This window comes from Amycolatopsis sp. NPDC059235, assembly GCF_042754125.1.
GTDB lineage: Bacteria > Actinomycetota > Actinomycetes > Mycobacteriales > Pseudonocardiaceae > Amycolatopsis > Amycolatopsis albidoflava.
In genome coordinates, this window is record NZ_JBHZAG010000025.1 from 88,967 (window position 1) to 103,526 (window position 14,560).

Sequence of the window (14,560 nt, forward strand, 5' to 3'; positions counted from 1 at the left end):
GCCGGTGAGCGGAATCGCGAGCGCGCTGCTCTCGCTCGCGCACACCTTGTTCGACCCGGGGTTCTGCCCCGGCGACTGGGTGTGGGCGACGACCACAGCGGGTGCGCTCGTCGCGCTCTTCCCGGCGGCCGGGGCGCTGATCGTGGCGATCGTGCGCAAGGGGACCGGCAACCGGTACGACGCGACCACGCTCACCGTGTTCGGTCTCATCGGCGTGGTGTGCGTGCTGGTGCTGCCGTGGCTGATGGCCTCGGGCATCTCGGAAACGTTCCGCGCGGCCAACGCGGGCCAGGCGACCGGACTGTCCGGGGCGGCCTCGCTCAACAAGGACTACTGCTCGTTCATCGGCGTGCAGAAGAGCTACCTCGGCGGCGGGTCGAACGTCTTCGAGACGCTCTTCTACCCGCGCGGCCTCAAGCTTTCCTACGTGCTGTACCTGCTCGCCTTCACGGTGCTGCCGGTCGGCTCGCTGCTGTTCGTGATGCTGCAGGCGCGCACCGCGTTCCGTCGCGGGCCGAAGTGGCCGTCGCGGTTCTTCTGGATTCCCTTCGTGGTCATGGCGATCGCGTCGGCGGGCATGTCGGCCAACACCGCGGTGCACTTCTGGCTCGGGTTCCTGCCGTTCAGCATCCTGGGACTGATCCCGGTCGCGCTGGTCGGCCCGCCGCCGTGGTCGGTGATCAACCGGCCGGAGCCGCGCCGCGACGAACCGCCCGCCGCGCAGCCTCCGCCGCGCCGGGAGCAGCTGCCGCCGCCTCCGCCGCCGCAGAACAAGCCCTACCCGGCCACCGCGCTGGCGTCCGCTCCGGAGCCGCCTGCCGGGGCGCTGGCCGCCGCGCCCGGCATGATTCCGCCGCCTCCCGGGTCGCGCAACGCGGGCAGCAGCCGGTACCGGCGCGTCCGCCAGCTCGGGACCGGCGGGTTCGGCACGGTCTGGGAAGCCGTCGACACGCAGCTCAACCGCACTGTCGCGCTGAAGATCGCGCACGCGCCCGACCGCGACACCGAGGAGCGGATGCAGCGCGAGGCGCGTGCGCTGGCCGTGGTGAACCACCCCAACTGCGTCCGCGTGTACGACCTGGCCGAGGAGCCGGACGGGCTCGCGCTCGTCATGGAGTACCTGCAGGGCCGCCCGCTCGCCGAGGTGGTCGACGGACAGGGCCCGATCGACGACGTCGCTGCCGGCCGGTTGTGGTCGACGATGGCGGGCGCGCTGGTCGCGGCGCACGAGCGGGGCGTGCTGCACCGCGACGTGAAGCCGTCCAACGTCATCCTCGACCCGGCGGGCATCGCGCACCTGATCGATTTCGGCATCGCCCGCAGCCAGGGCGATTCCAAGATGACCGCCACCGGGATGATGATCGGCACGCCCGACTTCGTCGCACCGGAGCAGGCGATGGGCTCCCCGGCGAGCCCGGCCTCGGACGCCTGGCAGCTCGCCGCCACGGTCAGCTACGCGCTGACCGGCCAGCCACCGCGCGGCACCCGCGAGACGCCGATGGCCGCGCTGATGGCCGCGGCGCGCGCCGATCCGGTCACGCACATGCCGCAGCGTTCGGTGCACGCGCGGATCCTGGCGGCGTCGCTGGATCCGGAACCGCGCCGTCGCCCGACGCTGAACTCGGTGCGGCGCGAGGTCGACGGCTGGCTGAGCCGGCAGGGCAAGGCACTGGACGGGCCGGTCACGCAGATCGTGCCGCGCCGGTCACCCCGCTGACGGCTTCACCGCGGAAAACTCCAGCCGCTTCCGTTCCATCGCCACGCGCACCTGCTCGAACCCGGCCGCCGTCAGCCGGGCGGGCAGGGTCGCGGGATCGAGGACGTTCATCGTGTCCCCGAGGTGCAGCAGCCGGAATCCGAAGCTGAGCTGGCTGTCCACGCCGCAGTAGGTGCCGCCGGGCCGCAGCACCCGGAACGCCTCGGCGAAGATCCGGTCCTGCAGCGCGTTCGTCGGCACGTGGTGCAGCATCGTGAAGCACACGACCCCGGAAAACCGGCCGTTCTCGAACGGCATCTCCGCGCCGCTGCCCTCGACGACGTCGACCCGTTCGCCGTATTTCTCCCGCAACAGGCGGGTCGACGCCGGATCGATCTCCAAAGCGGTCAGCTGCGGCACGGCGTCGACCAGCACCCGCGTGGTCGCCCCGAAACCCGGTCCGATTTCCAGCACGTCGTCGCCCAGTTCGAAGCGGGCGAGCCAGTCCGGCAGCACCTCGGCCACCGCGGCGGCCCACTTTTCCGAGCTGCAGAGCTTGCGGTGCATCAGGTTCATCGGCATGGCCTCGACGCTAGGGACGAGCCGCGCTGGCTGGAAGACGATAGGCTGTCATCTCATGTCGCAGTACGGTCAAACCGGCGCGATGCTGCTCGGCGACCTTCCGATCTCGGCCGGAGCCTGGTTCCCCTGGCACGACCATCCGGCGCACCAGCTCGTCTGGGCCGCGCGCGGGGTCGCCGCGGTGATGGTCGGCGACGCGCAATGGGTGCTGCCGTCCACGCGCGCGCTCTGGATCCCGGTCGGCGTCTGGCATCGCACCGGCGCGGTCGGGAATGCCGAGCTGCGCGGCATTTATGCCGATCCGGAGCAGTGCCCGGTCGAGTGGCCGTCACCGCGCATCGTCATCGTCCGGCCGTTGCTGCGGGAATTGCTGGAGCACCTGTCCGCGGACGGCATCAGCGACGACGCCCGCCGCCGTGCCGAAGCGGTCGCGTTCGATCTGCTGGAGCCGATGGACGTAGCGCCGATCGTCGTACCAGCGCCCGCCGACCCGAGAGCGCGGGACGTCGCCGACGCGGTGCTCGCCGACCCCGCGGACTCGCGCAGCCTGGCGGAGCTGGGCCGGGAAGTCGGCGCGAGCGAGCGGACGCTGGCCCGCGCGTTCGTCCGAGACTGCCGGATGACGTTCGGCACCTGGCGCACGCAAGCACGGCTGCGCGCGGCATTGCCGTTGCTGGCACAGGGTTTGCCGATGACGACCGTCGCGCACCGGGTCGGGTACGCGACGGCCAGCGCCTTCGTCGCCGCCTTCCGCCGGGCGGTCGGGGTGCCGCCGGGCGCCTACTTCAGCGCCACGAAGGCAGCCACATCTCCGCCTGCCAATGCTCGTTCGTGATCGGGATTCCGTTGAGAATCGGCCACAGCCAGGCGAAGTTCGCGACCACCAGCCCGACGTAGAGCGACACGACGAGCAGACCGGTGCCTCTGCGCTCGAATCCGCGTTTGGCGCTGCCGAGGATCTGCCCGAGCGCCAGCACCAGCCCGAGCACCAGGAACGGGGCCATCGGCGTGGCGTAGAAGAAGTACATCTGCCGGTCGATGTTGGTGAACCAGGGCAGGTATCCGGCGAAGTAGCCGGTGAGCACGGCGGCGTAGCGCCAGTCCGCGCGGAAGAACCAGCGCCACAGGCCCCAGCCGAGCATCGGGACGGCCAGCCACCACATCGCGGGCGTGCCGATCAGCATCGTCGCGCCGAGGCAGCGCGATTCGCCGCAGCCGGTGACGTTGCCGTCGTAGTAGTAGAGCATCGGCCGCAGGCCCATCGGCCAGGTCCACGGCTTCGACTCCCACGGATGCGGATTGTCCTTGGGCGTCAGCAGGGTTTCGTGGAAATGCAGCACGTTGGCGGTGTAGCTGCCGAGCGAGCGCAGCGCGGGCGGGATCCAGCCGAACATGCCCGGGTCGAGGTTCTTGATCTCGGTGTAGTGCCGGTCGGTCGCGGTTTCGCTGGCGAACCACGCCCAGTACGCCGCCAGGTACATCAGCACCGGCACCACGACGATCGCCCACAGCGCGGGCGCGACGTCGCGGCGGATCGTGCCGACCCACGGCCGCTGAACGCCCGCCGTGCGCCGGGCCGCGACGTCGAAGAACACGGTGAGCAGGCCGAACGCCGCGATGTAGTACAGCGCGGACCATTTGACGCCGAAGGTCAAGCCGATCATCAGCCCGGCCGCGAACCGCCACCAGCGGAAGCCGAGCTTCGGGCCCCACTGCGATTCGCCGATCCAGCCCTCGCGCACCGCGACCGCCAGCCGCTGCCGCACCTGGTCGCGGTCGCAGAGCACGCAGGCGAACGCGGCGAGCACGAAGAACGCGATGAAGATGTCGAGCATCCCCATCCGCGACTGCAGGTGCAGCACGCCGTCGCAGATCACCAGCACGCCCGCGATGCCGCCGAGCAGCGTCGAGCGGGTGAGCCGACGCGCGATGCGCACGGTGAGCAGCACGATCAGCGTGCCGGCCACCGCCGACATCAGCCGCCAGCCCCAGCCGTTGTAGCCGAAGAGCCACTCGCCGAACGCGATGAAGTCCTTGGCCAGCGGCGGGTGCACGATCAGCTCGTACCCGGCGTTGTCCTCGTACCCGCCGTTGCGCAGCATCTGCGCGGCTTGGGGCACGTAGTGCTTCTCGTCGAAGACGGGACTGCCGTGGTCGGTGGGAAGGCCCAGATTCTGCATCCGGACGACGCCGCCGATCACGGTCAGCACGATCGTGACGATCCAGCCGCGCAGCCGGTCGGCGGGCATGGCCCGGCCGAGCAGGGTGGCTTCGCGGTCGGTCGGGGGGCGGCGCGCGTCGACCGGGTCCGGCCGCACGCTCTCGTCGTCGGCTCGGGTCAGCAGCGCGGTCACGGGGCCCGATAGTACGGCCTGATCCACTGGTGGCGTCTGGTTAGGCTGACTGCCATGACTTCTGCGTCCGGACGGCTCGTGCTCGCCGCCACCCCGCTGGGCGATCCCGGCGACGCGTCCGCCCGGCTGATCGAGGCGCTGGGCTCGGCAGACGTGATCGCCGCCGAGGACACTCGACGCCTTCGCGGCCTCGCTTCCGCACTCGGCGTGTCGCCCGCCGGCCGGGTGGTCAGCTTCTACGAGGACGTCGAGACTGCCCGGCTGCCGAAGCTGCTGGAGGCGCTGCACGGCGGCGAGACAGTGCTGGTCGTGACTGATGCCGGGATGCCGAGTGTGTCCGATCCCGGGTTCCGTCTCGTGGCTGCTTGCGTCGAGGAGGATCTGCCGATCACCTGCCTTCCCGGCCCGTCGGCGGTGACGACCGCGCTCGCGTTGTCCGGGCTGCCGTGCGACCGGTTCTGCTTCGAGGGCTTCGCGCCGCGCAAGCCTGGTGAACGGTCGAAGTGGTTCGCGGAGCTGGTGAGCGAGCGCCGGACTGTCGTGTTCTTCGAATCGCCGCACCGGATCGCTTCCCTGCTGTCAGACGCCGCCGCCGCGCTGGGCGGGTCTCGGCGGGCCGCGGTGTGCCGGGAGCTGACGAAGACGTACGAAGAGGTCAAACGCGGCACGCTCGCGGAACTTGCCGAGTGGGCAGCGGACGGGGTGCGCGGCGAGATCTCGGTGGTGCTGGAGGGGGCGGCTCCTCGGCAGGTGTCGGTGTCGGACCTGGTGCCGGAGGTGGCGGAGCGGGTCGCTTCGGGGGAACGGCTGAAGACCGTCGCGGCCGAGGTCGCCGGCGCGGCTGGGGTGTCCACGAAGGAGCTTTACGCGGCGGTGCTCGCGGCTCGGAAGTGATTCAGTACCGGCGGGCGTTGTCTTCGGCTCGGAACTGCAGCCACCTCGGGTCGCTAGGTGCGGTTTTGGTGATGGTGGCCAGGTCCTCCGGTCGCCAAGTGCCGACCCCGTCGGTGCGCACGGCATGGTCTTCCGGCAGGCCGTCGTCGGGAATTTCCGTGGTGCTGGCGAGGAACTCAGCGACGGTGGCCGGATCGGCGCCGGTGCGCGAAGCGGCAACGGGCACCAGCGCGAGTTCGCCGTCTCCGGCGACGACGAGGTCACCGGCCGACGTCGCGGCCAGCGCGGTCACTGCCGAGCGGAGCAGTTTGTGCTCCGTGGTTCGGTCGCGCTCGACGTCCAGGACCAGGAGGAATTCTGCTTGAGCCGTTTCGGGTCGCCGAGCGAGATCCTCCTGACCCGGCGCAGCGAAGGGAACTCGAACACCAGGACCTGGTGTTCGTAGGTGTTGCCGCGAATCGCCAGGTGCCGCCCGTCGGAGCTGAAGACCGGAAGCCTCCAGCAGTTAGAGTCCAGAATCAGGCCCGGTCGAGGAACCACAGCCGGTCGCCTGGACGGGAGAAGAGCACAAAGCTCGCGCCCTGGTCGCTTTGCTTCGTGGCGATCAGCCCTCCCGCCGGATGCGCGACGATGCCGCAGTCCCATGTCTGGGCGGGCGAGATGGCGCCAGTGCTGAGGTCGATGACGTCCGAACGGTCGTAGAGATCGGGCGGGGTCGGCGACGTCCACAGTGACTGGCCGTCCGGGCTGAAGGCCACATGGTCAGAGACGGCGATGTCCAGCGGTCGAACTTCCCGTACTCCGGGGAATCCGCGCCCACCGCGCCGATTTCGCGAAGCACTCGCTCGGCGTAGTAGAGATGCACCGCGGGCCGGTCCTGATCGATCCCGGCGACGAGCGGCAGTTTCGGATGGCACACCAGCTTGCCGATCGAAGCGGTGGGGATCCGGGCGATGGCCTGGACAGCGGTCACTAAGAGATTTTACCGGCTGCGCAACAGCATTTTCGCCGCTACCAAAGCCTTTTCCGCGTCCGGCTCCTCGCCGGTGATCGCATCGGTGTAGATGAACGACTCGCCGACCCGCACGAGCAGATACGCCAGATCCGCCACCGGCAACGGAGTCTCCAACCGCCCCGCCGCCACCTCGTCCGACAGCAGCACCTGCACCTTCTCGATGGTCCGCGACTGCACCAGGCTCGCCTTGGTCGTCAACAACCTCAGCGCACGCTCCGGCTCCCGGCGCAAAAACGCACGGAACGGCGAGGACGCGTTGACCGTCCGCACGAACGCCCCGATCGCCTCCGCGACGCCGTCCCCGCCGCGGCCCGCATAACTCACGTTATCCAGCACCGCGGACGTCTCCGCCCACAGGATTTCGCTCAGCAGGTGGTCGCGGCTGCCGACCCAGCGGTGCAGGGTCGCGCGGCTGACGCCGAGGTCGCCGGCCAGGTCGCGCATGTCGACCCGGTCTCCGGCGAGGAACCGGGCGCGGGCGAGGCGGAAGGCCGCGACGGCGTCGGGTCGCGAGGCGCGGGTGGACAGTGGCGTGTCGATGGGTGAGACATTAGCAGAGAGTGTCCCATCGATGAGACATGTGGCAGAATGTCTCACGACGAGAGGAGCCGCGAAGATGCGTGCTGTGCAGGTGACCGAATTCGGCGGTCCCGAGGTGCTGAAGCCGGTCGAGCTGCCCGATCCCGTGGCCGGGCCAGGGCAGGTGCTGATCGAGGTCGACCGTGTCGGGCTGAACTACGCGGACACGCACCAGGCGGAGAACTCGTATCTCGCCCCGAGCAAGCTGCCGCTCGTGCCGGGCGGCGAGGTCGTCGGGCGCACGGCGGACGGCAAGCGCGTGGTCGCGCTGCTCAACGACGGCGGCGGTTACGCCGAGCGCGTCGTCGCCGACGAGGCCATGACCTTCCCGGTTCCGGACGGCGTCGACGACCTGAACGCGCTGTCCATGCTGGTCCAGGGCGCGACCGCGTGGATCATGCTGCGCAAGAACGCTCACCTCGAACCCGGCGAGTCCGTGGTCGTGCACGCCGCGGCGGGCGGGGTCGGATCGATCGCGGTGCAGCTGGCCAACGCGTGGGGCGCGGGCCGCGTGATCGCGACCGCGAGCAGCGAGGAAAAGCGCGCGCTGGCGATCGAACTCGGCGCGGACGTCGCGGTGGATTCCCGCGCGGAGAACATGACCGAGGTCCTCCGGGAAGCCAACGGCGGCAAGCGGGTCGACGTCGTCCTCGACATGGTCGGCGGCCCGACCACCGACCAGAGCATCGTCGCGCTGGCCCCGTTCGGCCGCCTGGTCTTCTACGGCATGGCCGGCCGCCGCTCGCCGAAGCCGATCGAATTGCGCAACCTGCTCGGCCACAGCACGACCGTGGCCGGGATGTGGCTGCCGCACGTGTTCCGCTTGCCCGGCAACGTTTTCGGCACCGCGCTCAGCGACTTGTTCACGATGGTGCTGGACGGAAAAATCCGCGCGATCGCGGGCGGCGAGTACGCGCTGGAGGACGCCCGGAAGGCCCACGAAGCGCTGCGGTCCAGGGGCACGACGGGCAAGCTGCTGCTCGACCCGCGTAGGTGAGGCTTGTGAGTGTTAAAACCGGTTAGATCCGGCTTTAACACTCACCAGGCCTGGCCAGCAGATCCTCCAGCGGCGCCGCTTTGTGCAGGCATTCCTGCCACTCCGCGGCGCTGTCCGAGTCCGCTGTGATCCCGCCGCCGACTCCCAACGCGATCCGGTCCCCAGTGATCTCGAACGTCCGGATCGCCACGTTCAGCTCCAGCCCGGCCAGCGGCGACACCATCCCGACCGCGCCGGTGTACACCCCGCGCGCGGCCGGTTCCAGCTCGGCGATCAGGTCCAGCGCCCGGATCTTCGGCGCGCCGGTGACCGAACCGGGCGGGAACGTCGCGGCCAGCAGCCCATGATCGGTCACCCCGTCCGCCAGCACACCCTCCACAGTGGACGCCAGATGCCACACCCCCGGCGCGGGATGCACCGCGAGCAGCTCCGGAACCACGACGCTGCCGACCTCGCACACCCGGCCGAGATCGTTGCGCACCAGGTCGGTGATCATCACGTTCTCCGCGACGTCCTTCGCCGACTGCCGCAACCGGAGCGCGTTGCCGTCGTCCGCCGGACCCCGCCGGGGCAGCGTCCCCTTGATCGGCGACGACCGCACGCGGCGCCCGTGCCGGGCCAAAAACAGCTCCGGCGACAGCGAAACCACCGAACCCCACGCGCCGGCGACGTAGGCCGCCCGCTGCGGAGCGAGCCGTCGCACTCCTTCGGCGAAGAGCGCGGCCGGTGAACCCTCGAACGTCCCGGTGAACCGCGAGCAGACGTTCGCCTGGAACAGTTCGCCCGCCTCGATCTCGTGCACGCACGCCTTCACCGCCTGCTCATGTCCGGACGGCCGCCGCAATGGGCTAGCCGACCACGACAGCTCCTCGGACCCAGATAAAGCCCGCTCCACCACGGCGAGCTGCGCGTCGGCGTCGCCTTCGAGCGACTCGAACCAACACACTCCCGCCGCGTCCCAGCGCAGCACGTGCTCCGCCCAGCCCCAGGCCGACTCCGGAACCCCGGTCGAGCGTCCGGACGGATCCGCCTGGTCGTAAGCCAGATACCCGAACCACCCGCCACCGATCCGGCCCGGAGGACCCGAAACGGGAGAAACCGAAGGGAACGGCCGCGGAGTCACCGCCAGGAACGGAGCCACCACCGCTCGCGACCCGAACCAGTCCCCGCAGACCGCGGCCGGTTCGGGCAGGCCGTGCGCCCGGGCGTACGCGGACAGCTGGACAAGCACCCGCGAAGGTGGCAGGTCGGTCCGCAGCCGCTGGAAACGCATCGCGCCATTGTGCCGGAAACCGGCGGTGACCAGCGGAAAAGGTGATCAGAGCAGCACATCGGACAGCGCGAAGGGATACACCACCGCGTCCTGTGCCACCGGCCCGTCGACCCCGGGGACGTCCGGCGCGAAAGCGTGCTGGTGCAGCCCGAGCCGCGAATGGAACCAGCCGGGCCGCCCGGGAATGCCGTTGTGCCGCACGAGCCACAGCACCACTTCGGAATCGGCCCAGCGGTCCGGGTGCAGCCGGTGCGCCCAGCAGTCGTGCCCGGCGTACACGAGCACCCGGCGGATCTTCGCTGCGTGCCGCACGTGTTTGATCCACGCCTTCACGAACCGGTCGTCGACGCTTTGGGCGTCCACTTCGAGCGCCGGGGCGAGCGAACCGGGCGCGAACGCCCCGAGCTTGCTCGCCGTGCGGACGAAATGGTCGGCCTGGTCGTGCACCGCGCCAGGCCGCGCGTAGTGCCGGGCTCCGGTGTGGATGCCCGCGTGCTGGGCCGCGGCCAGCGTCCGCTCCGCGCCGGGATCGCTCCAGTTGACGTTCTCGCTGATCGTCACCGAAGCGAATCGCACGTCGGCGCCACGCACCGCCGCCCAATCGAGCACTTGCTCGCGATGAGTAAGCGTGAGTCCGCGCCCACTCTCCGGTTCCGCCACCACGCACCCCTGACAAGCCCCACGACGGGTGAAAGGCCACCCTACGTCCGGAGTTCCGGAGCGGGGTGACCTTTCCCGGCGTGTCGATAGGCTTTGATCAGGCGTTTTCCCGTTGGAAGGTGCGCGTTCCCCACCACACCGCCACAACGGCCATGACCAGCACGACCACGCCTCCGGTGAACAGCGCGTCCATCGAGAAGTCGCCGCGGAAGCTGTTGCGCTCCACGTCGACCACGTGCCGGAACGGGTTGATCTGCGAGATCGTGTACAGCCACTTCGGGGCCAGCCCGGACGTGATCGGGATGAGGATCCCGGACAGCAGCAGCAACGGCATGAGCACCGCGTTGAGCAGCGCCGGGAACGCCTCCTCGCTCTTGAGCGTGAGCGCCAGCGCGTAGGAGCACGACGCCAGCGTGAGCGCGAGCAGGAACACGATCGCCAGGCTCAGCAGCACCCCGCCGAACGGCGCGTTCAGGTCGAACACCAGGTAGGCGAGCAGGATGATCAGCACCGCCTGCACGACCGCCTGCAACGCGTTCGCCAGCACCTTCCCGAGCAGCAGCGCGGCCCGGTGCACCGGGGTGACGCGCAGCCGTTCGACCACGCCGGACCGGAATTCGGCCAGCAGCCCGAAGCCCACGAACGAACTGCCGAACAGGGCCAGCTGCGCGATCAGCGCGGGGGTAAGCACCATCCAGCCGTCGACCTCGGACATCCCCTGCGCGCTGAGCGACTTCACCAGCAGCGGGCCGAAGAAGAACAGGTACAGCAGCGGCTGGGCGAGCCCGAGCATCAGCCACGCCGGATTCCGCAGCGCGCCCGCCATGTCGCGGCGGAAAATCAGCCAGGTGTCATGCAGCATCGGACACCTCCGGTTCCGTCGCCGCGGGCTGCTCGGCCTCGCGCAGCGACCGGCCGGTGAGAGTAAGGAATACGTCGTCCAAGGTCGGCCGCGTGACTTGCATGGCGGCCGTCGCGATGTCCTTGGCGTCGAGCGCGCGCAGCAGCTCCGGCATCGCGGTGTCGCCGCGCGGCACCCGGAACCGGATCGACCCCTCGCGCACGGAGAACTCGTGCGCGCCGGGCAGCTGCCGGGCCAGATCGGCGGCGGCCGCGGCGGATCGCGGATCCACCTCGATCGCCATCCCGTCCCCGGAGACCTGCTCCTTCAGCGCGTCCGGATGCCCCTCGGCGACGATCCGGCCGTCGTCGATCACGATCAGCCGGTCAGCCAGCGCGTCCGCCTCGTCGAGGTAATGCGTCGTCAGGAAGATCGTGACGCCTTGTTCGGCGCGCAGCCGCCGGATGTGCTCCCACAGGTTCGCCCGGCTCTGCGGGTCGAGTCCGGTGGACGGCTCGTCGAGAAACACCAGCCCCGGCGAATGAATCAACCCCATCGCGATGTCGAGCCTGCGACGCTGACCCCCAGACAACGTCTTCGTGGCCCGCTGCTCCAGCCCCGCCAGGTCGAGCTGGTCGGCGAGCACCTTGCCGCGCGCGATCGCGTCGGCCTTGCTCATCCGGTACAGCCTGCCCTGCAGTTCCAGCTCTTCGCCGACGCGCGATTCGGGCGCGGTCCCGCCGCCCTGGGCGACGTACCCGATGTTGCGGCGCACCCCCGCCGCGTCGGTCAGCAGGTCGTGCCCGCCGACAGTCGCCGTGCCCGCGGTCGGTTTCAGCAGGGTGGTGAGCATGCGCAGCGTGGTGGTCTTGCCCGCCCCGTTCGGGCCGAGGAACCCGACCAGCTCGCCCGCCTCGACGTCGAGATCGACCCCCTTCACCGCGTGCACCTCGCCACCGGCTCGGCCCTTGCGGCGGAACCGCCGCTCGAGTCCGCGTGCCGTGATCATTGAGAACCCCTCTCCTCCCAAGAAGATCAGCTAGTCAATCTTGACTAGCTGACGCGCACACTGTGCCCGAGGAGAAGCGGGTTAGTCAAATTTGATTACTCGGGGGCTGACGGAGCGAACGCCGAACCGGGGTCGTCGGCCATTACGTACTCGCCCGCCTCAAGCCGGGAGATCACGCCGGTGAGCCACTCCTTGTTCGCCTTGGCGACCCCGGCCCACAGCCGGTTCATCTCCGTGACGTGCGAGGGCAGGCCGGAGGTGGAGCCGTCCTCCAGCGACAGCCGGGAACGCCGTTCTTCCCCGTCGAAGTGGATGAGCTGCTGCCGGAGCAGATAGATCGCCTGTGCCCGGACAAGCGCTGGCATCAGGCTGATCGCCGCGCACAGCTGCGCGTTGCCCGCGTGTGGATCGGACAGCCCCCTGGCCAGCAACGACTGGAACTCCTTGTCGCCGTCCGGGGTGAGCCGGTAAGCGACCCGGTCCGGGCCGCCGTCGCCCGGTTCGACGTCGATCTTCTCCAGCAGGTCCTCGGCGGCCATTTTCTTGAGCGCGTGGTAGATCGAACCGGGCTGGACGTTCGCCCATTTGTCCGCCGACCACGACAGCAGTTCGCGGCGCACCTGATAGCCGTGCGCGCGGCCGAACATCCGCACGACCCCGAGCACCAGCAGACGCGTCGCCGACAACCGGCTCTCCCTTCCCCGACCACCACGAAACGCACTGGAGCGCATCCGTAGGCTAAACAGGTATGAGCACCCCTGTGTTGACCGCGGTGGCCTGGCCCTACGCCAACGGCCCCCGCCACATCGGCCACGTGTCCGGATTCGGCGTCCCGTCCGACGTCTTCTCCCGCTACCAGCGAATGGCCGGCAACCGGGTGCTCATGGTGTCCGGGACCGACGAACACGGCACGCCGATCACCGTCCAGGCGGACAAAGAGGGGATGACCCCGCAGCAGACCGCGGACAAGTACACCCGCCAGATCGACGAGGACCTGCGCGGCCTCGGCCTCTCCTACGACCTGTTCACCCGCACCACCACCGGCAACCACGCCGCGGTGACGCAGGAAATCTTCCTCGCGCTCAACCGCAACGGCTACGTCGTCCCGAAGACCACGCGCGGCGCGATCAGCCCGTCCACCGGACGCACGCTGCCCGACCGCTACATCGAGGGCACCTGCCCGATCTGCGGCTACGACGGCGCGCGCGGCGACCAGTGCGACAACTGCGGCAACCAGCTCGACGCCGCGGAGCTGATCAACCCGAAGTCGCGGATCAACGGCGAGACGCCGAAGTTCGTCGAGACCGAGCACTACTTCCTCGACCTGCCGGCGTTCACCAAAACCCTCGGCGACTGGCTGGGCACCAAGACCGACTGGCGGCCGAACGTCCTCAACTTCACCCGCAACCTGATCGACGACATGCGGCCGCGGCCGATCACCCGCGACCTCGACTGGGGCGTCAAGATCCCGCTGGACGGCTGGCGCGACCAGCCGCTCAAGCGGTTCTACGTCTGGTTCGACGCGGTCATCGGCTACTTCTCCGCGAGCGTCGAGTGGGCACGCCGCAACGGCACGCCGGACGCGTGGCAGGAGTGGTGGGCCAACGCCGACGCGCGCGCCTACTACTTCATGGGCAAGGACAACATCACCTTCCACGCCCAGATCTGGCCCGCGCTGCTGCTCGGCCAGAACGGCGACGGCGACCGCGGCGGCGAGGCGGGCAAGTACGGCAAGCTCCACCTGCCGGACGAGATCGTGTCCAGCGAGTTCCTCACCATGAGCGGGTCGAAGTTCTCCACGTCCCGGGGGACCGTTATCTACGTGCACGACTTCCTGCGGGAGTTCGGGCCGGACGCGTTGCGGTACTTCATCTCGGTGGCCGGTCCGGAGACTCAGGACACGGACTTCACGTGGGACGAGTTCGTTCGGCGGACGAACTTCGAGCTGGCCAACGAGTGGGGCAACCTCGTGAACCGGTCGATTTCTATGGCGCACAAGAACAATGGGGCGATTCCGGCTCCGACTGCGCCTGCGCCCGCGGACGAGGAGCTGAAGGCGTTGTCTCGGCAGGCGTTTGAGACGGCTGGCGGGCATCTTGCGCGGTCGCGGTTCAAGTTGGCCGCGGCTGAGGCGATGCGGGTGGTCACGGCGGCTAACCGGTATCTGTCGGATCAGGAGCCTTGGAAGCTCAAGGAGGATCCGGATCGGCGGGATGCTGTGTTGCACACGGCGTTGCAGGTGGTTTCGGACGCGAACACGTTGCTGACGCCGTTCCTGCCGCATTCGGCGCAGAAGGTGCACGAGGCGCTTGGCGGGACTGGGGTTTGGGCTGCTCAGCCTGAGCTTCAGGAGGTCGAGGATCTGGATTTGCCTGGGCGGGTTAATCCGATTCTGACCGGGGATTACGCCGGTGAGCAGGCTAAGTGGGAGTCTCAGCCGGTTGAGGTTGGGCGGCCGTTGGAGAAGCCGACTCCGTTGTTTACGAAGCTGGATCCGAAGTTGGGGGAGACTGGGCCGGAGTGGGCTCCGATCGTTACTGATTGAGGTTCTCGCGTTCGGCTCGTCGCCTGGCGGCGACATTGCGCTCGGAGTGGGGGCCACCACCCCGAAGTTTTATTGTGCTGACGGTTCGGGGGTGCTTGTCAAGGCGGGAAAGATG

At 69.4% G+C, this 14,560-nt stretch carries 15 protein-coding genes; 5 read left to right on the top strand and 10 right to left on the bottom strand.

All coding sequences use genetic code 11. The features are described 5' to 3' along the window. Positions 1-4: 4 nt before the first annotated feature. On the top strand, positions 5-1,717 hold the full coding sequence (locus ACFXI3_RS18845) for a serine/threonine-protein kinase (RefSeq protein WP_344280394.1): 1,713 nt from the start codon (positions 5-7) through the stop codon (positions 1,715-1,717). On the opposite strand, the gene ACFXI3_RS18850 is transcribed toward ACFXI3_RS18845, so the two are convergent. Beyond that, on the bottom strand, positions 1,706-2,278 hold the full coding sequence (locus ACFXI3_RS18850; RefSeq protein ID WP_378400783.1) for a class I SAM-dependent methyltransferase: 573 nt from the start codon (positions 2,276-2,278) through the stop codon (positions 1,706-1,708). The two genes, ACFXI3_RS18845 and ACFXI3_RS18850, sit on opposite strands and share 12 nt — an antisense overlap. Before the next feature lie 55 nt (positions 2,279-2,333). Between ACFXI3_RS18850 and ACFXI3_RS18855 the strand changes: the two genes are divergently transcribed. After that, the gene (locus tag ACFXI3_RS18855; protein WP_378400785.1) at positions 2,334-3,113 is read left to right on the top strand and encodes an AraC family transcriptional regulator; all 780 of its coding nucleotides are present in this window, start codon (positions 2,334-2,336) and stop codon (positions 3,111-3,113) included. Here the strand turns inward: ACFXI3_RS18855 and ACFXI3_RS18860 are convergent. Beyond that, positions 3,064-4,632 (bottom strand): dolichyl-phosphate-mannose--protein mannosyltransferase, encoded by a 1,569-nt coding sequence (locus tag ACFXI3_RS18860; protein ID WP_378400787.1) that lies wholly within the window; start codon positions 4,630-4,632, stop codon positions 3,064-3,066. The two genes, ACFXI3_RS18855 and ACFXI3_RS18860, sit on opposite strands and share 50 nt — an antisense overlap. A gap of 54 nt (positions 4,633-4,686) precedes the next feature. Here ACFXI3_RS18860 and rsmI point away from each other — a divergent pair, with 54 nt between their 5' ends. Further along, complete coding sequence (rsmI, locus tag ACFXI3_RS18865) at positions 4,687-5,526, top strand: 16S rRNA (cytidine(1402)-2'-O)-methyltransferase (RefSeq protein WP_378400788.1); 840 nt, start codon at positions 4,687-4,689, stop codon at positions 5,524-5,526. A 1-nt stretch (position 5,527) separates the two neighbouring features. Here the strand turns inward: rsmI and ACFXI3_RS18870 are convergent, their stop codons facing one another. From ACFXI3_RS18870 to ACFXI3_RS18880, 3 genes are all read right to left on the bottom strand, one after another. Beyond that, on the bottom strand, positions 5,528-5,818 hold the full coding sequence (locus ACFXI3_RS18870) for a hypothetical protein (RefSeq protein WP_378400789.1): 291 nt from the start codon (positions 5,816-5,818) through the stop codon (positions 5,528-5,530). Between the two features lie 226 nt (positions 5,819-6,044). Beyond that, positions 6,045-6,284, bottom strand: a complete 240-nt coding sequence (locus tag ACFXI3_RS18875) for a hypothetical protein (RefSeq protein ID WP_378400790.1) — start codon at positions 6,282-6,284, stop codon at positions 6,045-6,047. Positions 6,285-6,508: 224 nt separating this feature from the next. Next, on the bottom strand, positions 6,509-6,985 hold the full coding sequence (locus tag ACFXI3_RS18880) for a QsdR family transcriptional regulator (protein ID WP_378400791.1): 477 nt from the start codon (positions 6,983-6,985) through the stop codon (positions 6,509-6,511). Between the two features lie 172 nt (positions 6,986-7,157). Between ACFXI3_RS18880 and ACFXI3_RS18885 the strand changes: the two genes are divergently transcribed. After that, positions 7,158-8,117: a zinc-binding alcohol dehydrogenase family protein gene (locus ACFXI3_RS18885; protein WP_378400792.1), complete on the top strand. Its 960-nt coding sequence runs from the start codon at positions 7,158-7,160 to the stop codon at positions 8,115-8,117. Between the two features lie 34 nt (positions 8,118-8,151). On the opposite strand, the gene ACFXI3_RS18890 is transcribed toward ACFXI3_RS18885, so the two are convergent. From ACFXI3_RS18890 to ACFXI3_RS18910, 5 genes are all read right to left on the bottom strand, one after another. After that, positions 8,152-9,390, bottom strand: coding sequence for an aminodeoxychorismate synthase component I (locus tag ACFXI3_RS18890; RefSeq protein ID WP_378400793.1), 1,239 nt, complete (start codon positions 9,388-9,390; stop codon positions 8,152-8,154). A 45-nt stretch (positions 9,391-9,435) separates the two neighbouring features. Further along, positions 9,436-10,050: a glycoside hydrolase family 25 protein gene (locus tag ACFXI3_RS18895; RefSeq protein ID WP_116198951.1), complete on the bottom strand. Its 615-nt coding sequence runs from the start codon at positions 10,048-10,050 to the stop codon at positions 9,436-9,438. A 97-nt stretch (positions 10,051-10,147) separates the two neighbouring features. After that, positions 10,148-10,912: an ABC transporter permease gene (locus ACFXI3_RS18900; RefSeq protein WP_344280357.1), complete on the bottom strand. Its 765-nt coding sequence runs from the start codon at positions 10,910-10,912 to the stop codon at positions 10,148-10,150. Next, complete coding sequence (locus ACFXI3_RS18905; protein ID WP_378400795.1) at positions 10,902-11,900, bottom strand: ATP-binding cassette domain-containing protein; 999 nt, start codon at positions 11,898-11,900, stop codon at positions 10,902-10,904. The genes ACFXI3_RS18900 and ACFXI3_RS18905 overlap by 11 nt, the downstream gene beginning before the upstream one ends. A gap of 95 nt (positions 11,901-11,995) precedes the next feature. Further along, entirely contained in the window at positions 11,996-12,586 is a 591-nt protein-coding gene (locus ACFXI3_RS18910) for a PadR family transcriptional regulator (protein WP_378400797.1), read from the bottom strand. Positions 12,587-12,648: 62 nt separating this feature from the next. Here ACFXI3_RS18910 and metG point away from each other — a divergent pair, with 62 nt between their 5' ends. Then, on the top strand, positions 12,649-14,445 hold the full coding sequence (metG, locus tag ACFXI3_RS18915) for a methionine--tRNA ligase (protein ID WP_344280348.1): 1,797 nt from the start codon (positions 12,649-12,651) through the stop codon (positions 14,443-14,445). Positions 14,446-14,560: the final 115 nt, after the last annotated feature.